Source organism: Tepidicaulis sp. (assembly GCF_965222285.1).
In the GTDB taxonomy this organism is placed as follows: domain Bacteria; phylum Pseudomonadota; class Alphaproteobacteria; order Parvibaculales; family Parvibaculaceae; genus Tepidicaulis.
On record NZ_OZ244942.1, the window covers coordinates 2,668,198 to 2,689,683 of the forward strand.

A 21,486-nucleotide genomic window follows, 5' to 3' on the forward strand; every position below is an offset into this window, starting at 1 on the left:
GGCGAGGCGGCGTTAACAATTGGGAAATCGCAAATTTATTGAAGAGGCGCCGTCGGCGCGCCTGCCGCTGCATATAAGTCGATAAAAGCAAGCGCCAGTTCGCTTTTTGCAATGGCAAGTTCCTGTCGGTTGGAAAGGAGCGAGCGCTGCGCATCGAGCACCTCGGTAAAGCTTGCAAGGCCCTGGGAGTAGAGGTTTTCGGCCTGCTGAAAGGCATCCTCGCTCGCCGCCACCGCTTCACTGAGATAATCCTGCCGCGCCCGCGCGGAGATGACGGAGACAAGCGCCGTTTCCACCTCGCCGAGCGCGTCCAGCACACTTTGCCGGTAAAGCAGCAAAGCCTCGCGGGCGCGCGCCTCCGCCGCGCTGATCTCCGCGCGCCGCGTGCCGGCATCGAAAAGCGGAATGTCGAGCGTTGCCGACAGCGTTGCCACCACCACTTCGGCAACGTTGCCGCTTCCCAGGTCTTCCAGATTGAAGCTGAGCCGCCCCGGCAAGGAAAGCAGGGGGTAAAGATCAGCCTCTTCCACCCCGATCAATGCCGTGGCGCGCGCAAGTTCGGCTTCCGCCGCGCGAATATCGGCGCGCCGGCGCACCATCTCCCGCGGCAGCCCTGCCGAAGGTCCGCCGCCGAAAACCGGAATACCCCCCTCGCCGATCCCGGCCTTGGCGAAATCCCCGGCCCGCTCGCCCGTCAGTACCGCCAGCGCATGCAGCGCAGCCTGCGCGCTGCGCTCAAGCTGCGGCGCTTGTGCACGCGTTGCGGCAAGATCGGCCTCGGCCCGTTTCACATCGAGCCTTGCCGTCAGCCCCGCCTCGAAACGCGTTTCCACAAGGCGCAAGGTCTCCCGCTGCAAGTCGAGCGACTGATTGACGAGACCGAGGCGCGCATAATCCCGCCGCGCTTCGGTATAGCGCCGCGCCACATCCGCCGCCGTCAGCCGGGCAATGTCCTCTTCCAAAAGCGCGCGGGCCAGGCTTTCCGCTTCCGCCGCTTCCACAGCCCGCCGCTGCCCGCCGAAAAGATCCGGCACCCAGGAGAAGAGCGCGCCCGCGCCGACTTCTCCTTCCGTCCGCCCATTCTGCCCGCCGCCGCTCGTGCGGCTGGCGACATCGCCGGTAAGCGCGCCGTCAAGCTGCGGGCCGCCCGCACCGGCTTCTGCCTCGACAAGCGCGCGCGCCTGAAGTAAACGCTCACGCGCCGCGGCAATTTCATAATTTTCACTGAGTGCTTCGGCGATGAGGCCGGAGAGCCGGTCGTCATTAAAGCCCTGCCACCACAAGATCTCCTCGGCCCGCGCGCCTGCCTCGTCAGGCAGCGCCGCGCCGAACCCCGCGCCCGCATCCGGCTCGGGCGGCACAAAGTCAGGCCCCACCGTGCAGCCCGCCAGAAGCAGAAATCCGGCACCGGCAAATACGCGCATCAAAGCACTTTTCTTCACAAGAGTTCTCATGCCGGCGTGCCGTCCGTGTCATCGGGAATGCGTTCGGCATGGCGCAGCTCTTCATCGAGCCGGCTGGCCTCCGCCGCCCGCGCCGACGAGAAGGGCGCAATGCCCAGATAAACCACCGGCGTCAGATAAAGCGTGAAAATGCCGGCAAGGCCGAGCCCGCCGAAAATCACCCAGCCGATGGCCCAGCGCGATTCCGCCCCCGCCCCGTCGCTGAGGATCAAAGGCAGCCCGCCCAGCACCGTCGAAATCATCGTCATGGCAACGGGGCGCAGGCGCACCCGCGCGCTGGTGGCAATCGCCTCTTTCACGCCGTAGCCCCTGTCGCGGAGCTGGTCTGCAAATTCGACCAGCAAGATGCCGTTCTTCGCCATCAGCCCGATCAGCATGACAAGGCCGATCTGCGAATAGACATTGAGTGAGGTGCCGGTGAGGAAGAGCGCCAGAATGGCGGCGGCAATGCCGAACGGCACCGTGACCATGACCACGGCGGCGCTGGTCAGGCTTTCGAACTGAGCGATAAGCACAAGAAAAACGACGACAAAGGCGATGACATAGGTAAGCAATACTTCCTGCGAGGTTTCTTCCAGCGTCGCCGCCTCACCCATCAGGATCATGGAAACGCCCGGCGACAGCACCTCATCGGCCAGCTCTTCGAGCTGCGCCACGGCTTCTGAAAGCGTCGTACCTTCGGCAAGTTCCGCATCGATCTCCACGGCCCGGCTTTGCATATGCCGGTCAAGCTCTGCGGCAACGCCTTCTTCCTTAAGGCTCACCACACTTGAAATCGGCACCAGCCCGCCCGAGCGCGTGCCGACATAAAGATTGGCGAGATCGGACGGATCGTTGATCGCGCCGCTCGCCGATTCCAGAAAGATTGGGATCGCCTCGTCCCCCACATTCAGATCGGCGATTTCATCCCCATCCACCATCACCCGCAAGGTCGCGGCAAGATCAGTGAGCGGAATGCCGAGATCGGAAGCCCGGCGCCTGTCGACGATAAGCGAAAGCTGCGGCTGTGTGGGCTGATAGGAAATATCAGGATCGGTGAGCCCCGGATGGCGCTCTTCGATGGCGAGGGACAGTTTCTTCGCCGCCTCGTAGATTTCCAGATAATCATTGCCGATAAGCGCCACTTCCAACCCGCCGCCATCATCGCGCAGGTTGAGGCTGTTCGGTGTTTGCACGAAAGCGCGCGCGCCGGGAATTTGAGAAAGCGGCCCGCGAATTTCCGAGACGATTTCCTGCTGGCGCCGCTCCCGCTCCTCCCAGGGCGCAAGCCGCGCCACGACAAAGGCGCGGTTGAAGTCGTAAATACCGACGATCGTAAAGAGCGAGGCGATCTCGCCGCTTTCCACATAAGGCTGAAGAATGGCCTCGATCTGCGCCGCCTGGCGCTCGGTGTAATTGAGCCCCACCCCGTCGGGACCTGTCGCGAAGACATAGAAAATTCCCCGGTCTTCATCGGGCAGCAATTCCTGATCGAGCGCGCTGTAAAGCGCCCCGGAGAGCACCGCCGCCAGAAGCGCAATGCCGAAAGCGCGCCAGGGATGGGCAAGCGCCAGGGCAAGCGAGCTTTCATAACGTCCGGCAAAAAAACCGCCCCAGCGGGAAAAAAAACGCCGCACCTTATGATCGCCCGGTTCTTCATCAGGAATGCGCGCGCTTAAAGAAGGAACGAGAGAAAGCGCGACGAAAGAAGAAATCATCACGGCAATGGCAAGCACGAAACCGAACTCGCGGAAGAGCCGCCCGGCTGTACTCGGCAAAAAGGAAATCGGCAGAAAGACCGAGACAAGCACCGCCGTCGTCGCCACCACCGCAAAGAAAACCTGCCGCGTGCCGAGCACGGCGGCGGCCCTTGCAGCAAGGCCCTGGGCTCTGCGGCGCTGAATGTTTTCCAGCACCACGATCGCATCATCCACGATCATGCCCGTCGCAAGCACCAGCGCGAGCAAGGTCAGAATATTGATGGAAAAGCCGAGCAGCCAGATTGCCGCCACCGTGCCGATCAGCGAGATGGGAATGGCCGCCGCCGGTACGAGCGTTGCCCGCAAAGAGCCGATAAACACCCAGATCGTTGCAACCACGATCATGATGGTCAGCGCCAGGCTCGTCAGCACTTCACGCACCGAGCCGCGAATGAAGGTTGCATCGTCCGAGGTTTTGACAAGTTCAAGTGTGTCGAAGCGGGCGTTGAGCTTTTCAAGCGCCCGCTCCACCCCGTCCGAAATCTGGATCGTATTGGACTGCGCCTGGCGGACGATACCGAGCCCGATCACCGTTTGGTCGCGGAAGCGCACATAAGAGGTCGCATCCTCCGGCCCGAAAAAAACCTGCGCCACATCGCCGATCCGCGTCGTGCCGCGAATGATGATGTTTTCCACCTGCTCGGCTGCAATCACGGAGGCGTCGGCGCGCACGATGAGTTCCTGATCGTCCGAGCGGAAGGAGCCGGTCGGCACGTCGAAAGGCGCGGTTTCGAGCGTTTCGGCAAGATCGGCGACGGAAAGCCCGTAGCTGGTGAGCCGCATCGGATCAACTACGACGCGCAAGAGCCGCTCGCGGTCTCCGAAAAGGCGCACATCCGCCACCCCTTCCACAGCAATGAGCGCAGGCACGATGTCGTTTTCGACGACCCGCGTCAGTTCCTCGCGCACCAGCACATCGGAAACGGCGGCAATGCGGATAATGGGATCGGCATTTTCATCGGCCTTGACGACGGTGAGCTGCTCCACATCGTCGGGCAGCTCGCGCTCCACCCGGCTCACCGCTTCGCGCACATCGGAGGCGGCGGTATCGAGATCGAAGCTCGGGGAGAACTCGACGCGGATGCGCCCGTTATTTTCCTCGCTGGAGGATTCGATGGATTTCACCCCCGTCACCCGCGCCACCGCGCCCTCGATGACGCTGGTCACTTCCGCGTCCATGGTCTCTGGCGAGGCGCCGGGATATTGCACGCGCACGGAAACAATGGGCCGGTCGACATCGGGAAGCTCGCGCACTTCCACCGCAAAGATCGCTGCGAAACCGGCAATGGCAATGAGCAGATTGGCGACGAGCACCAGCAAGGGCCGGCGGATGCTAAGCGCGGGAAGGTCGTCCGCCCCGCTCATAAGCGCCGCTCCGGATCGCCCGCACCGCCCGCTTCATCTCCGGCGATCACATCGCCTTCCCGGTAGCTGACATCGAGCCCTTCACGCATCCGCTGCAGGCCTTCCTTGACGACGAGATCGCCTTTTTCAAGCGCCCCGTCGACCAGCACATGACCTTCCTGGCGCTGCACGATGGTAACGGCAACGCGCTCGGCCTTGCCGCCGCGCACCGCCCACAGATAAGAGCCATCCCCGCCCCATTGCACCGAAACCTCCGGTACCACTGCGTAAAGCGGTCCTTCCAGATCGATAACGACGCGGAAGCTCATGCCGGGGCGCAGCCGGTCGGCATCATTATTGACGCGGGCGCGGGTCACAAAGGTTCGGCTTTGCGGGTCGATGCGGCTGCCCACATCCACCACATGGCCCTCTTCCTTCGGCCCGCTCTGCGCCCAGGTCGAGACCATGATGGGCGTGCCAACTTCCAGCCGACTGATGAAAACTTCCGGCACATCGAAACTGACAAGCAAAGAGGAACGGTCGTCCAGCGTCGTGATCGCGGTATCGGGGCCGATCCTGTCACCGACATCGACATCGGTAATCCCGACATAGCCGCCGAAGGGCGCTTTAATGGAGCGGAAATCGAGCGCCACCTGCGCCTGGCCGAGCGCGATCTTGGCTTCATCGAGCGCCGTGCGGGCCGCATCGATGGTGGTGGCGGAAACCGCGCCGCTGCCGCGCGTGCGCTCATAGCGGGCAAGCAGGCGCTTGGCATCTTCAAGACGCACCTTGGCAAGTTCGACGGCCAGTTCTTCCTCGCGCTTTTCAAGCCCGACCAGAAGATCTCCCGCTTCCACCTTTTCACCCGGCGTGAACTCCACCGCCGTCACCTCGCCGGAAACGGCGGGATAAATCGTGACGGATTTAAGCGCGCGCGACGTGCCGACCGCTTCAAGGCGGGTGCGCTCGGGACGGAAGGTCACTTTCTCGACAATGACGGGCGCGGCGCGGCTGGCGCGCCCGGGCGCCTCTTCCTTGCCTGCAGGGCCGGTGGGCCAGAAGAGGACGGCAAGGATAAGCACGGCCAGCGCCAGAAGCGCGCCGCCGCCAAAAGCCAACCGCTTGCCATCCATCATCAAATTGCCCGCCCTTTAAGAAGGCCCGCTTCTAGCATTCATTTGCAACGGGACCTTAAAGCCCCGCTCTCCATCTGCCCATCGCTGCACCGGGCCACTATAGGCCATTCTGCCTTAACGTGCCCGATGGTAGTGCCAATTGACGCCGGGACAACCGCCATCTGCGCGAAAGACCCCGCCGGGGCTCGCACCCCGTTCCTGTTTTCCCTATGATCCGGGCAAAAGAAAGGCCGCGAAACTGGCCTGTAAGGGAGGAGAGTTTTACGTATGCGTTACGGAGTATGGGGGCGTCCTTTCACAATTTCGCAGGTTCTGGCCCTGCCTGCTCTTTTTCTTGCAGCAAGCGGCCCCGCCGCCGCCGAGGACCCAGCCCCGCTAAAGGGCGAGGTCGTCGTGACCAGCACAAGCACCGGCACCGCGCGCCTCACCCATCCGGGTAATGTCGCCAAGATCCCCGAACGGGAAATCGACTTCGTCAAAGCCGATCATTACAGCGAGCTTTTGAACCGCGCACCGGGCGTCTATATCCACCGCAATAACGGCCAGGAAAGCCTCGTCTCCATCCGCTCGCCCGTGCTGAGCGGCGGGGCGGGCGCCGGTTCCTTTCTTTATCTGGAAGACGGCGTGCCCACCCGCGCGGCAGGCTTTGCCAATGTGAACGCGCTTTTTGAAAGCATCACCGAAACGGCAGGCGGCATCGAGATCATCCGCGGGCCGGGCAGCGCGCGCTATGGCTCCAACGCCGTGCACGGCCTCATCAACGTGCTCTCGCCGGAACCGGAAGCCGGTTTCTCCGGCGTCTCGGATGTCTGGGTCGGCCCGCACGGTCTTTTTCACAACACCAATACGGCAAGCGTGAGCTGGCAGGACGGGGAGGCGAGCCACGGCCTTCTCGGCAGCCTCGTCTTTGCCGAGGATGACGGCTTCCGCGCCGCCTCCGGCTTCGGCCAGCAAAAGGCGCAGCTGCGCTATGATTATTCGAAAGGCGCGGACGACATCTTCTTCACGCTTTCAAGCCATAACCTCAACCAGGAAACGGCAAGCTTCGTGCAAGGGCCCACCGCCTTTCGCGACGATGCCTTGCGCAAAGGCAATGCAAACCCGGAAGCTTTCCGCGATGCCTGGGCCGTGCGCGCCGCGCTGCACTGGACGCGCGAGCTGAACGAGAACTGGTCTTTCAACGTCACGCCTTATGCCCGCGAAAACCGTCTGCGCTTTGCGCTGCATTTTCTGCCCGGCGGGGCGATCGAGGAAAACGGCCATTGGAGCGTCGGCGTGCAGAACTCGCTCATCCATGAAACCGATGATGGCCACACGATCATTCTGGGCGGCGATGTGGAATATACCGAAGGGTACCTGCGCGAAGATCAGGAAGGCCCGGCCGTCTTTTCTTTCGTGCAAGGCACCCATTACGATTATACGGTCGATGCGACGGTGCTTGCGCCTTACCTCCACACGGTTTGGGCGCTGGGTGAGAGAACGGAACTCACCGCAGGCGTGCGCCTTGAACACACGATCTATGAATATGACAACCGCACGGCAACGGGCGTGACGGGCCGCTTCCGCCGCGCCGCCGACCGGCGCGACACATTCACCGACGTCACCCCGAAGCTCGGCCTTGCGCATACCTTCTCGGATGAGATTACCGGCTTCGTCAATTGGAAGCGGGCGGCACGCGCGCCGCAGACAACCGACCTTTACCGTCTGCAGGCCAATCAGGTCGCAGGGGAAGTCGAATCGGAAAAGCTCGACAGTCTGGAAGTCGGTGCCCGCGGCACCTGGGGCACGCTCGAATATGAAGCCGCCGCCTACTACATGAAGAAAAAGAATTTCTTCTTCCGCGATTCAGACGGCTTCAACGTTACCGACGGGCGCACGAAACATTACGGCGTCGAACTCGATGTCTTTACCCCGCTCATTGCCGGGTTCGACTTCGGCGCCTCGGCGAGCTATGCCGTGCACGAATATGATTTCAACCGCACCGTTGCAACGAGCCCGCAAAGCAACAATATCCAGGAAGGCACGGATGTGGACGGCGCGCCGCGCACCTTGGCGAATGCAAGGCTCGGCTATGTCTTCTGGGACGGGCGCGCGCGCTCGGAACTGGAATGGGTGCATGTGGGCGATTACTACACCAACCCGGCGAATTCGGTACGCTATGCCGGCCACGACATTTTCAATTTCCGCATCGAAGCGGATGTGCGCGAGGACCTGTCGCTTTATGCACGCGTTACCAATCTGGCGGACAAGCGTTATGCCGAACGGGCCGATTTCGGTTTCGGCAACGAGCGCTATTTCCCCGGCGAGGACCGCGCGTTGCATGTGGGCGCTTCCGTGCGTTTCTGATCCCGGCATCTTTACTGCCGCCGCACAACAAGGGAGGCCGGCCTGACAACGGAACTCTGGCCTCTCCTGATCGGCCTTGTGAGCCTCGGTGCGCAGCTCGGGGCGGCGGGTCATGCGCTTTTGACCAAGCGCGATGCGCGCGCCGCCACGGGCTGGATCGGCCTTATCCTGCTCGTGCCGCTTCTCGGCTGGATCATCTATTTTCTGTTCGGCATCAACCGCATTCAGCGCCGCGCCGAAACCTTGCGCTCCGGCGGCCATGTGACGGGCGAGCTGAGCGGGCCGACGGGCGCCGAGCTTTCCCATATGGCGGGCACCGATCACGGGCTGCGCCAGCTTGAACGGCTGATGGAGCTCGGCGGCGCCGTCTCGCAAATGCCCTACAGTCCGGGCAATCATCTCACCTTGCTCATAAACGGCGATGAAGCCTATCCCGCAATGCTCGAGGCGATTGCCCGCGCCCGCCATTCCATCGCGCTATCGACCTATATTTTCAATCATGACAAGGCGGGCAAAGCCTTCATCCAAGCGCTGCGGGAAGCCAAAGCGCGCGGCGTCAAAGTCCGCGTTCTTATCGACGGGGTCGGCTCACACTATTCTTTTCCCTCGGCGGTTTATTATCTGCACGAAGCGGGCATTCCCTGCGAGCGCTTCCTGCACTCCTTTCTGCCCTGGCAGATGCCCTATCTGAATATGCGCAATCACCAGAAGATCCTGGTGATCGACGGGACGGAAGGCTTTACCGGCTCGATGAATATCGCCGAGGGCAACCTGACCGCGCAGGAGCCGGCCCATCCCATTCTCGACCGGCATTTCAAGGTGGACGGGCCGGTGGTCGGCCAGCTCATGCGTACCTTCGCCCATGAATGGCGTTTCGTGACAGGAGAAATTCTGACCGGCCCGCTCTGGTTCCCGCCGCTCGAGCGCAAGGGCGATCTCATCGTGCGCGGCCTGCCATCGGGCCCCGATCTGCCGCGCAATCCCTTGCGCTGGATGCTGCTCGGCGCCATTGCCCAGGCGCAGGAAAGCATCCGCATCGTCACGCCTTACTTCCTGCCCGATTCCACTTTGCGCGCCGCTTTGTCCGTTGCGGCCATGCGCGGGGTGAAAGTCGATATCGTGCTGCCCGCCAACAACAACCTCTTCTATATGAAATGGGCCATGCTGCCGCAATTCGAGGAATTGCTCGAAACCGGCTGCCGCATCTATGAAACGGAAGGTCCCTTCGACCACACCAAGCTCACCGCAATCGATGGATTATGGAGCTTTCTCGGCTCGGCGAACTGGGACGCGCGCTCGCTCAGGCTCAATTTCGAATTCAATCTGGAAGCTTTCGGGCGCAGCCTTGCCGAAGATATCGACCGGGAAATCGGCGCCCGCATCGCAAGGGCCCGCCCGCTTACCATAAGCGCCTTGCAAGAGCGCCCCGTCGCGCTCAAGGTAAGGGACAATATCGCGCGGCTCTTCTCGCCATATCTTTGAAGCGCGCGCCGAACCGGGGACCCACCATGCGCAAGACATTCGGGATATGCACCGCCGCAGCCTGCCTGCCGCTTCTGCTTGCCGCCTGCGCGGGAAACCCCGAGCCTGCCCCCGAAATCACGCGGCCGGAAACGAAGCCGCTCATCGATAGCGGCATCGATGATGGCGGCACCGGCATTGTCGGGCCTGCGGCCGGTATTCTTCTCGGCTCGACGATCGGCTCGGGCGGCGGCACGAAAGCGGCGGTCATCGCGGGCGCGCTGGTCGGCTATTCACTGAGCGGCTCAGACGGTCCCGCCATTCAAGGCTCCATGAAAACACCCTACCGCAATGCCATGCGCGAGCTTATGGACGTACCCATCGGCACGCGCGTCACCTGGCAGGCACCGGGTGAAAAGGCGCGCGGCACGCTTTGGGTCACCGAAGACTTTACCGACGAAGAAGGCCGCCGCTGCCGGCGCTTCCAGGAAGAGCGTCAGGTGCGCGGACGCAAGGGGCATTTGTCGGGCATCGCCTGCCCCGCCGGATAAGCCTCCCGCACGCACCGCGCCTTACTGCCATAGAGCATAAAAACCGGTACCGGATTTTGCGGCGTAATCCCTCACACCCTTGTGAGAGGTTCATCAACGCGCGTTAACACCCCAAACTCTAGATTTCAACCTCATGTGACGCAACGGAAACGCCGCGCGACTGAGGATGAAAGCCGTGCTGAAAAACAAACTCATCTCGCTTATGCCTGCCGGGCTGATTGCCGCCGCCATCGGCGTGCTCGGGATGCTGCATATTCAGCCGCAGCCGGGTGAAGACACGATCGGTCTTGTCTTTGCGCCAGGCACAAGCTTTGCCGAAGCCGCCTATTACGTCACAAATGCCGGTGGCGCGGTTCTCAGCCCCGGCATTTCGGGCAATGTCGTCATCGCCCGCCTGCCCGCCGGAGCAGCAACGCTCTCGCAGAACACCCCCTTTCTCTTTTCCTTCACACCGCGCGGAACCGGAACCTGCTTCACCCCGCGTGACCTTGCAGTGCCGTCCCTGCCCGCATCCGCCCAAAGGAGCCTTTAGATGAATACCGTCCGCATGCAGCGCCGCGCCATGTCCTGGCTTGTTGCGTATCTTTGGCTGCACGTTCCCGTCATCCCAGTTCTGGGGGTAATCAATAACAGGGAATATTTAGGGGCAACGGCGCTTGCCGTCCTGCTGACGGGCCTGACCACTGCGCTTTGGCGCTTGCAGCCGGACAGCACGCTGACGCGGCAAACCGGCTCCATCACTTTCATGATGATGATCTGCCTCTTCATCTATGAACTGGCGGGCCATCCCTATCAGTTCGATGTGCATCTCTATTTCATGGCGGGCCTTGCCATGCTCGTGACGCTGATGGACGGGCGCGCCATGCTGGCTGCCGCCGCCACCGTGCTCGCCCATCACATCATCCTCAACATGGCCCTGCCCTTCGCGCTCTGGCCGGGTGATACCGCCTATCTGCGCCTCACCGTTCATGCGGGCGTCGTGGTGCTGGAAACGGCCGTTCTTTACTACTGCTGCAACCAGCTCGTCGCCGCCTTCAGCGAATCCGAAGGCGCGCTCGACCGGGCGCGGGAGGAACTAAGCGCGGCGCAGCGCCAGGCGGACGAGGAGCGCCTTGCCGCCGAAGAACGCAACCGGCTGGCCCGCGAGAATGCCAACCGCGCCCTTGCCGAAGCGTTCGAAGGCAAAGTGGGCCAGGTCGTGAAAACCGTTTCCCAGCATGTGGCCACGATGCGCGATGTCGCCCGGGAGATGGACGAGAACGCCGCATCGTCCCTGGAGCAGGTGGAAATGGCAACGGACGGGGCGAGCGAGGCCTCGGAGAATGTGGAAACCATTGCCGGCTCCGCCGAACAAATGGCCGACGCCATCCGGGAAAGCGCGGAGCGGATTTCCGAAACCGCCTCGCTGGCAACCGCCGCGGCACAGGAAGTCGATATGACCGACAGCCGTGTGCAGACCCTTGCCCAGACCGCAAACAAGATCGGCGAGATCATCGACCTCATCAACGATATCGCCGAACAGACGAACCTGCTTGCCCTCAATGCCACGATCGAGGCAGCGCGGGCGGGCGATGCCGGGCGCGGCTTTGCCGTCGTCGCCTCCGAGGTCAAGGATCTGGCGACCCAGACCGCCAAGGCGACGGAAGAAATCACCGCTCAGATCAAATCCATTCAAGGGGCAACCGACGACACGGTGCATTCCATCGCAACGATCCGCGAGCGCATCGGCGTCATCAACGAGATTTCAGTCTCCGTTTCCGCCGCCGTGGAAGAACAGAGCCTGGCCACCCAGGAAATCACCCGCGGCACGAAAAGCGCCGCCAGCAGCACCCAGCGCGTCTCCGGCACCATGCGGCAGGTGCGCCAATCCGCCGAAGCGACGGGCGAGGCCGCCAAGGCCGTCGGCTCCGCCGTCTTCAGTCTCGACAAGGAGGTCGTCTTCCTGGAGGAGGAAGTGCAAAGCTTCCTGACACAAATCAAAGCAGGATAAAAAATCCTGAAACACTCCGTTCACGGTCCTTTAAAAGCCCGGCTTTCTGCCGGGCTTTCTTTTTGCCGATTTGCCGCAGGCCGGTCTCAGGAATTTTTAATGGTTTCCCTCATAAGTTGGAGATCAACCGGATACACGGAAAACTATTGATTTCACCAAAGGCCCGAGATGAGCGGCACCGCGCATAAGGAAAAGGAACGGCTGGCCTGGCTGCCCATGCTGCTGATTGCAGGATCGGCGGGGGTGCTTTCTGTGCTCTATGCGGCACCCCAGCGCGATGCCGAAACGCTTGGTCTCTTCTTTGCGCCGGGCACCGGCTTTGCCGAAGCGGCCGCCTTCGTGGCGGAAGCAGGCGGCGGCGTGCTGCAGCCGGGCCAGATGGACAATATCGTGATTGCCCGGTTTGCCGCGCCTGCCGAGGCGAGCCGGAAACTCGCGCAGACGCCGCTTTGGTTCACCTTCACCGCCCAAGCCTCGGGCACTTGTTTCACTTCTTCACGGTCGGCCGCTCAAACGCAGCCTTCAGCGCTGCTTGCAACACCCGGAGCTGTCTTATGACGAATACCGCGCGCCTTCGCCAAAATGCCTTGAAATGGTTCGTGCCGTTTCTTTGGGCGCATGTTCCCTTCATCGCGCTTCTGGGCGCCGTCAACGAGACGCCCTTTATCGCCTCGACGGTAGCAGCCGCAGCGCTTGCCGGCGCGACGACCTTTCTCTGGCGCACGCAGCCCGATAGCGGCGTAACCCGCCAGACCGCTGCCGTCACCTTCATGGTGATGATCAGCCTCTGCGTCTATCAGCTGATGGGGCATCCCTATCAGCTCGACATGCACCTTTATTTCATGGCCGGTCTCGCCATGCTTGTGCCGCTAGTCGATTGGCGCGCCATTCTGGCTGCCGCCGCCACCGTGGCCGTGCATCACCTGGTGCTTAACCTCTTCCTGCCCGCCGCGCTCTGGCCGGGGGATGCCGCCTATGTACGCCTCGTGATTCATGCTGGTGTCGTGGTGCTGGAATCGGCGGCCCTGGTCTATTACTGCCACCAGCTCGTCGCCGCCTTCGAGGAAGCCGACGGGGCCCTCGCCAAAGCTCACGATGCGCTGGAAGAAACCGAAAAAATGGCCAAGGAACGCGCCGAAGCCGACGAACGCGCCTCGCGCGCGCGGCATGAAGAGCGCAGCTCCCTTGCCGAAATGTTCGAAAAGAAAGTCGGCGGCGTCGTCTCTCTCGTTGCCGAACATGCGCAGAAGATGCGCAGCGCCGGCGAGCGGATGCGCCAACACACATCGCAGTCGCGCGCGCAGGTCGAGGAAGTCACCGGCAATGCCTCGGAAGCCTCGCATAATGTGGAAGTGATCGCCGCCTCGGCAGAAGAAATGTCGAGCTCGATCCGCGAGATTTCCCAGCGTGTGGCCGAAACCGCCTCCATCGCCTCTGCCGCTGCAAAGGAAGTGGACGATACGGACGGGCGCGTCCAGGCACTCTCCAACACTGCCAACAAGATCGGCGAGATCATCGGTCTCATCAACGACATCGCCGAACAGACGAACCTGCTCGCGCTGAACGCCACGATCGAGGCGGCACGCGCGGGCGAGGCGGGCAAAGGCTTTGCCGTTGTGGCAGCCGAAGTCAAAGATCTCGCCACGCAAACGGCGAAAGCCACCGAGGAAATCACCGGCCAGATCAAATCGATCCAGTCGGCAACCGACGAGACGGTGCAGTCGATTTCCACGATCCGCGAGCGCATCAGCGTCATGAACGAGGTGAGCTCCTCCGTTTCCGCCGCCGTCGAGCAGCAGGCGCATGCAACGCAGGAAATTACGCGCTCGACGCAAAGCGCTTCGCAAAGCACGCAGGCCGTGTCCCGGACCATGGCGGATGTCAGCCGCGCGGCCGAGGAAACCGGCGAGGCGGCCCAGGAAGTCGGCGCCTCCGTCAGCGATCTGCATAGCCAGATCGAAATGCTGGAAAGTGAAGTGGAAAGCTTCGTCGCCCAGATCCGGGCAGGCTGAGCATCAAAATACCCCTCTATGGGGCGGGGCCCTTAAAATGGGCGGGGCTAAGAAGGCGCGGCGGTTCATCCCCCGCGCCTTCTTTATTGCGCCCTATGGCCCGGCTCAGCGCCAGGGCTCGACCAGAATTTTCGCGTGCACATCCGGGCTCGCCAGGTCCTTGAAAGCCTGCTCGACGCCTTCAACGCCGACCTTGCCCGTCACCAGCGCCTCCCCGTCAATCTTGCCTTCGGCCAGATGATGCAGGCTTTGCGCGAATTCGTCCGGCGTATAGCCCAGCACGAATTGAAGGTTGAGCTCCTTGTTGATGGCGAAAATCGGCTCAATGTGATCCTTCTCCATGCACACGCCCACAACGACGATGCGCGCGGCTTTGGGTGCCCCTTCCAGCATTTGCTGAATGATGCCGGGCACGCCCACGCATTCGAAGATCACGCCGGGGCGCAGTTGCGGGCCAAGGCCGAGCATCGTCATCATGCTGTCGGGATCATAGCCTTCCGGCGCCGCCTCTTCCGTCCAGCGCTTGTAAGGCGAGGTCTCGGCGGGATCGAGCACGATATCGGCACCCATCATCTCCGCGAACTTGCGCCGCTTGGGCGAGAAATCCGCCGCGATGACCGGACCGACACCGGCGATCTTCAAACCGGCGATGACGGCAAGCCCCACCGGCCCGCAGCCGATGACGAGCGGCACGTCTTCCTTCGTCAGATTGGCCTTCTGCACCGCATGCCAGCCCACCGCCATAGGCTCGGTCAAGGCGGCCTGCTCCGTCGGCAGCCCGTTCGGCACTTCGAGCAGCAGCATCTCATTCAGCACCATGTTTTCCGCATAGCCGCCCGGCAGATTGTTGGAATAGCCGACAGGTTCGATGCCCGTTGCATTCAGCGCCAACGGCATGGAACAGATCCGCGTCCCTGCTTTCAGCGTCTTTTGCGTGCCTGGCCCGTGATCGAGAATCTCCGCGCAGAATTCGTGCCCGAACACGATGTCGCGCTTCAGGTCCATCTTGAAGCCTTTGGAGCCCGACCGCTCAGCCACATCCACCATATGCTGGGCGTGATGCAGCGCATGCAAGTCCGAGCCGCAAATCCCGCAGGCCAGCGTTTTCACCAATACCTGCCCGTCGCCGGGCTCCGGCACGTCCATCGTGTCGACGACGAGGCCGCCGTCCCGGAAAATTGCCGCACGCATGCTCTTCCTCCCTCCAGTAGGATCTTTTTCTAGACCGTGGTCTATTTTTATTGAGGAATGGAACCAGACGGGCCCCGCCGCTGCAAGCGCTAAATAGAGGCGGCGCGCAAGGCGGCTCAGAAATGGCGCAGCCGCCACCAAAGCAAGATGCCGGTCAAAGAAAGAGCAATCAGCCCGATCGCCGCGAGGTCCATGACGAAGGGACCGGCATCCGCAAAGAAGCGGCCCGTATGCATGTCGAGCAGGATACGGGAAAGAGGCAAGCCTTCCCCTCGGTAAAGTCCGGCAAAACCTGCCGCAACATCCCCCGGCAAAGGCCGGGGCTCGGCCCAAACCACATCGCCTTCAAAGGGCTGCCAGCGGGGGAGCGCAAGCGGCGTCGCATAGGTCCCTTCGGGCGTTTCCACCGCAAGACGCGAGGCCGCTTCTCCCGCTTTCAAAATCTCTTTACCGGGCGGCACCGGCAGGGCGAGGCTCTCCAGCAATTGCCCCTCTTCCGTCAAAAGCAAAGCGCGGGTCTCCGTCACCGCGGCGATATCGCCGCCAAGCTCGACCGCCCCCTTCAGAGCGCCACCCGCGTTGATATGGAGATGCGTGCCCGCCGCCACCGCGTCTTTCCCGAGCCCGGCAAGCCAGAGCCCGCCGGCCTGAAACCCCGGCCCCGGCTGCGGCGCCTCGATGCCGTACCAGGAGAGCAGCCAGGAGGCCGAGATTTGCGTCCTGTCGAAACCGAGCCGCTCACCGTGATGCAGCAGCAGGCCCGTGACGGAAAGAAAGAGCACGAAGAAGGCCGTCGTGATGCCGATGCGCCGGTGCCAAACGTAAAGCGCGCGGCGCCAGGAAATCTTATCCACCCGAAGCCTCCGCCTGCACATGCCCATCGAGCCAAAGGGCAAGGCGCGCCAATTTGCGGATCGCCCGGACCGAGAGCGTTGCCCCGGAAATGCCGTCTATCCGGCCCGTCAGCTCGGCCTCGTCATCGAGCCGCAGCCCTTTGAACTGATCGGTGAAAAAGGGGTAGCGCACTTCCCAGCCATGGCTTTCGCGGTAAATCAAAATCTGCACCCGCTCGATCGCCCCCTCGTTCACCGCAATGCCCGTGGTGATGGGGCGGGTCTTGCCGATCTCTTCCAGGATCCAGACCGTGCGCGGCCCATCCTGCCAGTAACTCAGCCGCAGGCCCTGCATCTCACGGTCGAGAATGGCCTTGGCGCCCGCGCGCACCTCATCGGTCAGCCAAAGCTTGTCCGGTTCCGGCACAGCCTCCGCCCCGCCGAAAACCTCCGCAAGAAAGACATCGGGCTCCAGAAACACGTCTTCGGCCCCTGCAGGCGCGGAAAACCCGGCGCACAGCAGGGCTGCCGCCAAAAGGCGCCGGAAAGCCGCTTTGAAGAAAAAGCCCGTTATGCTCATCACCGTTTCCTAGCCGCTCCGCGAGGGAAAGACAAACGCTATGGGCAGCGCCCCTTAAACGCAAAGGGAGGCGGGTCATCCCCGCCTCCCCGATTTTTTGTTTCAAGCCGTGCAGGCCGGTTCCTTAAAACTGGAAGCCGACGCCGACATTCAGACGGTCGTCTTCCGTGCTGCCTACCGGCGCGTCGTCGAACTGGTAATCCAGCTTGAAGACCACATCTTCGACCGGCCAGTAATTGGCACCGATCTGCGTCTGGCTGAACTTGGAATCGGCGCCGCCGCCGGCCGCATTGTCCCACTCGCTGTAACGGGCAAAGAAGCCGAGATCGCCGTACCAGACCGGGAAGCGGTAGGAGGGCTCGATATACCAGCCATACTGCTCATCACGGCCAATGGCCTCTGCGGCGTTGCTGTCGAGGTCCCAGCGCGCAGCGAGCGCCCTAAAACCGATGGAGCCCGGTCCGAAAGCGAAGTTCGAATCGACATGGGCTTCGAAAAGCGTGGCAGAGGTCTTCTCGCCCTCGCCCTGCGTCAGGTCGGACTGATACTGGCCCGTAACGCCGAACTGCACACCCGGAATGCCCGAATAGGTCAGCTGCGTCGTGACCGCGCCGTCTTTCGCCTTGGCTTCGGACACCTTCTGGCGGCCGGAACGGATGCGGAAGGCATTGGCGCCCGTGGTCGGCACGCGCAGGCCCGAGTGAACGAAGGCGCTATAAGCGAAGCCGGAACCCAGCTCGCCATGCGCGCCGACACCCGCTTCCCACCAGGTCGTCGGGATGATGTTGACTTCGACATTGTTGCGCTCGACGCCGTAGAAGGTCGGCGGCTCATGGGTGATGTTGAGAATGCCGACCGGCACGAGCTGCAGACCCGCCGTCACCGAATGATGCTCGGCCACATCGACTTCGACGAAAGCCTGCTCGACTTCCACTTCGCCGTTCTGGCCTTCACCGGCCACGCCATGCTCAACTTCAAGCTCGGAGAAGAAGCGGACCTTGTCGTTGAATTCATGATTGATGAACAGCACGAAACGGTGAATATCCACTTCATCCGTATCGCCGCCATTGTAATGTACTTCGCCGTAGCCGCCGACACTGGTCCTCTGCCACCAGCCATCGCCGCCCGAACCGCCGCCGGAAGAGGCGATGCGCTCAACTTCCGTTCCCGTCGCTTCGACCTTCTTGTCCGTTTCCTGGACTTTCTTCTCGGTCACATCGACCTTCTGCTGCAGCGCTTCGATCTGCGCCTGCTGCTGCTGGATCATTTTCCACAGTTCTTCCCGGCTCGGCAGTTCCTGCGCGAATGCCGGCGAAACCGCCATGATGCCCGCAAGGGCGGTCGCCCCGGCGAGGTATGCCTTCATTGTCTTCATTGATTGGCCCTCGATGCCTTGTGCCCGGCCCAATCCCCGGCCCGGCAGTCATTCCTGTTCCCTTCGCCGCAAAGGCCCGAACCCTGCCAAAAGGCCAAGCCGGATCACTTTGGTGCTGCAGCGATAGGCGCACCTGATAATAAGATCGACTCTCAAATGCAATTAGATTCTTGAAAATGCTTCGCATTCCTTTTCGCGATGTGGTAGTCAAGCCGCACATAAATTGCCCTAGAAAGGCGTCTCTCAGCCCGTGCTCAAGATGGAAAAATCCCGGAATTCAGCCCTTTCCCGGCGGCGCGTGCTCTCCCTCATTATCGCGGGCACCGCAGCCAGCCCGCTCGCGGGTCTGAGCATCGGTGCAGCCAGAGCCGCACCGCTGCGCTGGGGAGGGCCGGTGATGGGAGCGGATGCCTCCATGACATTTTTGGGCATGAGCGACGCAGAAGCCGCGCGGCTGCAGGCGCTGGCGCTTACCGAGATCGCCCGGCTCGAGGAAATCTTCAGCCTCTACAAGGAAAGCTCCGCTCTGCAGCGGCTGAACCGGGAGGGCACATTAGAAAATGCGCCGCGCGAGCTCACGGAGCTTCTGCGCGAGACCAGATACATCCACGAAGCAACCGGCGGCGCTTTCGACCCTTCCGTCCAGACCTATTGGGATGTGCTTGCCAGTCACTACGGCGCGGGCGCGGACGAAGACTCCGCTGCCGAAGCGCTTGCTGAAGCTACGCGGCACACGGGTTTTGCGCGCGTGAAGATAAAGGGCGCCAGGATCGTGCTGCCCAGGGCCATGAAACTGACGCTGAACGGCATCGCCCAGGGCTATATCACCGACAAGGTGGCCGAGCGGCTTAGCCGCGAAGGCGCGCGCCATGTGCTGGTCAATCTGGGCGAGTTCCGCCCGACAGGACCGAAGGACGACGGCAGTGACTGGCAGATCGGCCTTGCCGACCCGGCAGCGCCTTACCGCATCGCCGATAGCACGCCCCTTCGCACCCGCGCCCTTGCCACCTCCGCCCCTTACAGCGCCTCTTTCGACAGAGACGGCAAACGCCACCACCTGCTCGATCCGGCAACCGGGCAAAGCAGCGCGCGCTATGCCTCGCTCAGCGTCAAAGCACGGGACGCCACTGCAGCAGATGGGTTCTCCACCGCTTTCTCGCTGATGAGGGAAGAGCAGATCGCGCGCGTCATTGAACGCGCGCACGACCCGGACATCGGCGTACATCTGACGCGCCAGGACGGCACGGTCCGCGTATTGGGGAATTGGATTCGGGCCTGACCCTTAGGCCACGCCTTCCTGGAGGATTTTGCGCAGACGCTCAGCGGCATCGGAACGGGCCGGCATCAGCTTTTTCAAGTTCTCCGGCGCCTGCTGCACATAGGTGCTGAAATCTTCCGCCGGCATGGGACGGCCGAAATAATAGCCCTGCGCTTCATCGCAGCCCATATCGATGAGCCGTTCCGCCTGGCGGACGGTCTCGACCCCTTCCGCCACGACTTTCACGCCAAGGCTCCGGGCCAGATCCACGATGAGTTTCGGGATCGCCTGACCGTCGCTCGTACGGTCGAGATCGTCGACGAAAGAGCGGTCGATTTTCAGGCACTTCACCGGGAAGCGCTTGAGATAGGCAAGCGAGGAATAACCGGTGCCGAAATCATCGATGCTGATCGCAATCCCCATGCTGCGCAGGCGGCGCAGCGTGGCGATGACGGTTTCCACATCGTGCATGACCATGCTTTCGGTCACTTCGATTTCAAGCTGGCGCGGCGAGACCCCGTGTGTGACCAGCGTATTGGCAACGAAGTCGGAAAGATCGCCGCTCACAAGGTCGGCGGCGGAAACGTTGACCGCCACGGAAACGGGCGGCAGGCCCGCCTCGCGCCAGGCCTTGATCTGGCGGCAGGCTTCATTGATCACCCAATGCGTCAGCTCGCACACAAAGCCGGACTGCTCGGCCACCGGAATGAACGCCCAGGGCGGCACGAAGCCGCGCTCGGGATGGCGCCAGCGCAAAAGCGCTTCGCTGCCGGCCACCGCGCCTTTGGCAAGATCGATCTTGGGCTGGAAATGCAGTTCGAACTCATCCTGTTCGATGGCGCGCTGCAAATCGCGCTCGATGCTGCTGCGTTCAAGCGCACGCAATTTCAGCTCATGGCGGAAGAACTGCAGGCTGTTATGGCCTTCGGATTTGGCCATATTGAGCGCAAGGTCCGCGTTCTTCATAAGAACTTCCGCATCGCGCCCGTCTTGCGGGAAAAGCGTGATGCCTGCGCTGCTGCCGCCATGCACGATGTTCCCGCCAAGGGACATGGGCCGGCTCAAGGCATCGAGAAGGCCTTGCACACGGGCAAGCACATCATCCGCGCTGCCGCTATCCTTCAATAAGAGCGCGAACTCATCTCCGCCGAGCCGGGCGAGTACTTCACCGCCGCGGGCATGGGCGCGCAGGATGTCCGCGACGCTGCACAAAAGCGCATCGCCCACATCATGGCCGAACGTATCGTTGATGGATTTGAAGCTATCGACATCGACAAGCACGAGCGCCAAACGCGTATCGCCCGTTCCCGATGCCGCAATGGTATCGCGCAAACGGGTGCGGAAATGCGTACGGTTGCCGAGCCCGGTAAGCTCATCGTTCATGGCAAGTTCGGCAAGCCGGCTGGAGCTTGCCTCCGCCTCGCCAAAGGCTTGCGACATGACGTGAGCCAGCGCGCCGAATTCATCGCGTTTGCCGAGCAGGCGCTTGAAGCTCGCAGCGCTTCTGTCCCGGAACTGAGCAAAGCGCTCTAGCTGGGCAAGCGGCATGAGCACGAGCTCGTAAATCAGAAAAGCAAGGACGCCGAGAAAAACGACAAGGCCGAGAACCACCGCGCCTGCAAAGCGCCAGCCGGACTGGCGCATATCGGCCAGGATACCTTCGACCGAAAGACGGATGACGATAATGCCGTCCGACATCGCCTCGCCCGGCTGCGCGCCGAAATGCAGCATTGGCCGGTAGGTGATGTAAGTGGCAGCCTGTTCTTCTTCCCAGAGCCCGTCCTGGCGTTTGCCTGCCGCCTGCACTTCGGCGATGCGCCGGAAAAGCGCGGGCGCCGTCACATCCTGCACCGACTGGCCCACCCAGGAAAGCCGCGTGGAAGCGGCAATCTTGCCCGTCGCCGCATCGATAACGGCGATCGTGTTGACATTCTCCCGTCCGCCAAAACCCGTCACGAAGCGGGAAAATTGCTCCCCGCCTTCAATGGCCTCGGCCGCATTGGCAATGGAATCGGCAATGGTTTCCGCTTCCCGGCGCAGCTCGCTTTGGCCATGGGCCGAAAGCACGAGCGCGGCGGCAACAACGAGCGCGCCGACCGCCCCTGCGCCGAGCACGGCGAGAGGCGCCAGGATTTTCCATCGCAAAGAAAAGAGGCGGCCGTCCTGCCGCTCATGGCCAGCAAAGCTCATCGGTCCACCCCGTGCCT

Annotated in this window: 16 protein-coding genes and 1 pseudogene; 8 read left to right on the plus strand and 9 right to left on the minus strand. The window is 62.3% G+C overall.

What is annotated here, in order from left to right; translation table 11 throughout:
• Nucleotides 1-35 precede the first annotated feature (35 nt).
• From ACOQOT_RS12760 to ACOQOT_RS12770, 3 genes are read right to left on the minus strand one after another with little or no spacing between them, the layout of a single operon-like run.
• Nucleotides 36-1,424: an efflux transporter outer membrane subunit gene (locus tag ACOQOT_RS12760; protein ID WP_420559636.1), complete on the minus strand. Its 1,389-nt coding sequence runs from the start codon at nt 1,422-1,424 to the stop codon at nt 36-38.
• A gap of 26 nt (nt 1,425-1,450) precedes the next feature.
• Nucleotides 1,451-4,567, minus strand: coding sequence for an efflux RND transporter permease subunit (locus ACOQOT_RS12765; RefSeq protein ID WP_420559637.1), 3,117 nt, complete (start codon nt 4,565-4,567; stop codon nt 1,451-1,453).
• Nucleotides 4,564-5,682, minus strand: coding sequence for an efflux RND transporter periplasmic adaptor subunit (locus ACOQOT_RS12770; RefSeq protein WP_420559638.1), 1,119 nt, complete (start codon nt 5,680-5,682; stop codon nt 4,564-4,566). Before ACOQOT_RS12770 ends, ACOQOT_RS12765 begins: the two co-directional genes overlap by 4 nt.
• 267 nt (nt 5,683-5,949) lie before the next feature.
• Between ACOQOT_RS12770 and ACOQOT_RS12775 the strand changes: the two genes are divergently transcribed.
• From ACOQOT_RS12775 to ACOQOT_RS12805, 7 genes are all read left to right on the plus strand, one after another.
• A complete protein-coding gene (locus tag ACOQOT_RS12775; protein ID WP_420559639.1) occupies nt 5,950-8,028 on the plus strand; it encodes a TonB-dependent receptor in 2,079 nt (692 codons plus the stop codon).
• Nucleotides 8,029-8,106: 78 nt separating this feature from the next.
• Nucleotides 8,107-9,510, plus strand: coding sequence for a phospholipase D-like domain-containing protein (locus ACOQOT_RS12780; RefSeq protein WP_420559640.1), 1,404 nt, complete (start codon nt 8,107-8,109; stop codon nt 9,508-9,510).
• 26 nt (nt 9,511-9,536) lie between these two features.
• Nucleotides 9,537-10,040 (plus strand): hypothetical protein, encoded by a 504-nt coding sequence (locus tag ACOQOT_RS12785; RefSeq protein WP_420559641.1) that lies wholly within the window; start codon nt 9,537-9,539, stop codon nt 10,038-10,040.
• 175 nt (nt 10,041-10,215) lie between these two features.
• The gene (locus ACOQOT_RS12790; RefSeq protein ID WP_420559642.1) at nt 10,216-10,572 is read left to right on the plus strand and encodes a hypothetical protein; all 357 of its coding nucleotides are present in this window, start codon (nt 10,216-10,218) and stop codon (nt 10,570-10,572) included.
• 903 nt (nt 10,573-11,475) lie between these two features.
• Nucleotides 11,476-12,030: a methyl-accepting chemotaxis protein gene (locus ACOQOT_RS12795; protein ID WP_420561947.1), complete on the plus strand. Its 555-nt coding sequence runs from the start codon at nt 11,476-11,478 to the stop codon at nt 12,028-12,030.
• Between the two features lie 168 nt (nt 12,031-12,198).
• Nucleotides 12,199-12,588 carry a hypothetical protein gene (locus ACOQOT_RS12800; RefSeq protein ID WP_420559643.1) on the plus strand — a complete coding sequence of 130 codons (390 nt, stop codon included), beginning with the start codon at nt 12,199-12,201 and terminating at the stop codon, nt 12,586-12,588.
• Nucleotides 12,585-14,042 (plus strand): methyl-accepting chemotaxis protein, encoded by a 1,458-nt coding sequence (locus ACOQOT_RS12805; protein WP_420559644.1) that lies wholly within the window; start codon nt 12,585-12,587, stop codon nt 14,040-14,042. The genes ACOQOT_RS12800 and ACOQOT_RS12805 overlap by 4 nt, the downstream gene beginning before the upstream one ends.
• 105 nt (nt 14,043-14,147) lie before the next feature.
• Here the strand turns inward: ACOQOT_RS12805 and ACOQOT_RS12810 are convergent, their stop codons facing one another.
• From ACOQOT_RS12810 to ACOQOT_RS12830, 5 genes and pseudogenes are all read right to left on the minus strand, one after another.
• Nucleotides 14,148-14,684, minus strand: a complete 537-nt coding sequence (locus ACOQOT_RS12810) for a zinc-binding dehydrogenase (protein ID WP_420561948.1) — start codon at nt 14,682-14,684, stop codon at nt 14,148-14,150.
• 201 nt (nt 14,685-14,885) lie between these two features.
• Nucleotides 14,886-15,233, minus strand: a pseudogene (locus ACOQOT_RS12815) (alcohol dehydrogenase catalytic domain-containing protein); the annotation flags it as partial.
• A 116-nt stretch (nt 15,234-15,349) separates the two neighbouring features.
• The gene (locus ACOQOT_RS12820; protein WP_420559645.1) at nt 15,350-16,087 is read right to left on the minus strand and encodes a PepSY-associated TM helix domain-containing protein; all 738 of its coding nucleotides are present in this window, start codon (nt 16,085-16,087) and stop codon (nt 15,350-15,352) included.
• On the minus strand, nt 16,080-16,646 hold the full coding sequence (locus tag ACOQOT_RS12825) for an FMN-binding protein (RefSeq protein ID WP_420559646.1): 567 nt from the start codon (nt 16,644-16,646) through the stop codon (nt 16,080-16,082). The genes ACOQOT_RS12820 and ACOQOT_RS12825 overlap by 8 nt, the downstream gene beginning before the upstream one ends.
• A gap of 124 nt (nt 16,647-16,770) precedes the next feature.
• Nucleotides 16,771-18,021: a porin gene (locus ACOQOT_RS12830; RefSeq protein WP_420559647.1), complete on the minus strand. Its 1,251-nt coding sequence runs from the start codon at nt 18,019-18,021 to the stop codon at nt 16,771-16,773.
• A 430-nt stretch (nt 18,022-18,451) separates the two neighbouring features.
• Between ACOQOT_RS12830 and ACOQOT_RS12835 the strand changes: the two genes are divergently transcribed.
• Nucleotides 18,452-19,300 carry an FAD:protein FMN transferase gene (locus ACOQOT_RS12835; RefSeq protein ID WP_420559648.1) on the plus strand — a complete coding sequence of 283 codons (849 nt, stop codon included), beginning with the start codon at nt 18,452-18,454 and terminating at the stop codon, nt 19,298-19,300.
• A 3-nt stretch (nt 19,301-19,303) separates the two neighbouring features.
• Here the strand turns inward: ACOQOT_RS12835 and ACOQOT_RS12840 are convergent, their stop codons facing one another.
• Nucleotides 19,304-21,469: a putative bifunctional diguanylate cyclase/phosphodiesterase gene (locus ACOQOT_RS12840; RefSeq protein ID WP_420559649.1), complete on the minus strand. Its 2,166-nt coding sequence runs from the start codon at nt 21,467-21,469 to the stop codon at nt 19,304-19,306.
• Between the last annotated feature and the right edge of the window lie 17 nt (nt 21,470-21,486).

Excerpts from the sequence above, each read along its gene's own strand:
- ACOQOT_RS12760 (WP_420559636.1), bottom strand. The coding sequence starts at position 1,424 with ATGCGCGTATTTGCCGGTGCCGGATTTCTGCTTCTGGCGGGCTGCACG.
- ACOQOT_RS12765 (WP_420559637.1), bottom strand. The coding sequence starts at position 4,567 with ATGAGCGGGGCGGACGACCTTCCCGCGCTTAGCATCCGCCGGCCCTTG.
- ACOQOT_RS12770 (WP_420559638.1), bottom strand. The coding sequence starts at position 5,682 with ATGATGGATGGCAAGCGGTTGGCTTTTGGCGGCGGCGCGCTTCTGGCG.
- ACOQOT_RS12775 (WP_420559639.1), top strand. The coding sequence starts at position 5,950 with ATGCGTTACGGAGTATGGGGGCGTCCTTTCACAATTTCGCAGGTTCTG.
- ACOQOT_RS12785 (WP_420559641.1), top strand. The coding sequence starts at position 9,537 with ATGCGCAAGACATTCGGGATATGCACCGCCGCAGCCTGCCTGCCGCTT.
- ACOQOT_RS12795 (WP_420561947.1), top strand. The coding sequence starts at position 11,476 with ATGACCGACAGCCGTGTGCAGACCCTTGCCCAGACCGCAAACAAGATC.
- ACOQOT_RS12800 (WP_420559643.1), top strand. The coding sequence starts at position 12,199 with ATGAGCGGCACCGCGCATAAGGAAAAGGAACGGCTGGCCTGGCTGCCC.
- ACOQOT_RS12805 (WP_420559644.1), top strand. The coding sequence starts at position 12,585 with ATGACGAATACCGCGCGCCTTCGCCAAAATGCCTTGAAATGGTTCGTG.
- ACOQOT_RS12825 (WP_420559646.1), bottom strand. The coding sequence starts at position 16,646 with ATGAGCATAACGGGCTTTTTCTTCAAAGCGGCTTTCCGGCGCCTTTTG.
- ACOQOT_RS12830 (WP_420559647.1), bottom strand. The coding sequence starts at position 18,021 with ATGAAGACAATGAAGGCATACCTCGCCGGGGCGACCGCCCTTGCGGGC.
- ACOQOT_RS12835 (WP_420559648.1), top strand. The coding sequence starts at position 18,452 with ATGAGCGACGCAGAAGCCGCGCGGCTGCAGGCGCTGGCGCTTACCGAG.
- ACOQOT_RS12840 (WP_420559649.1), bottom strand. The coding sequence starts at position 21,469 with ATGAGCTTTGCTGGCCATGAGCGGCAGGACGGCCGCCTCTTTTCTTTG.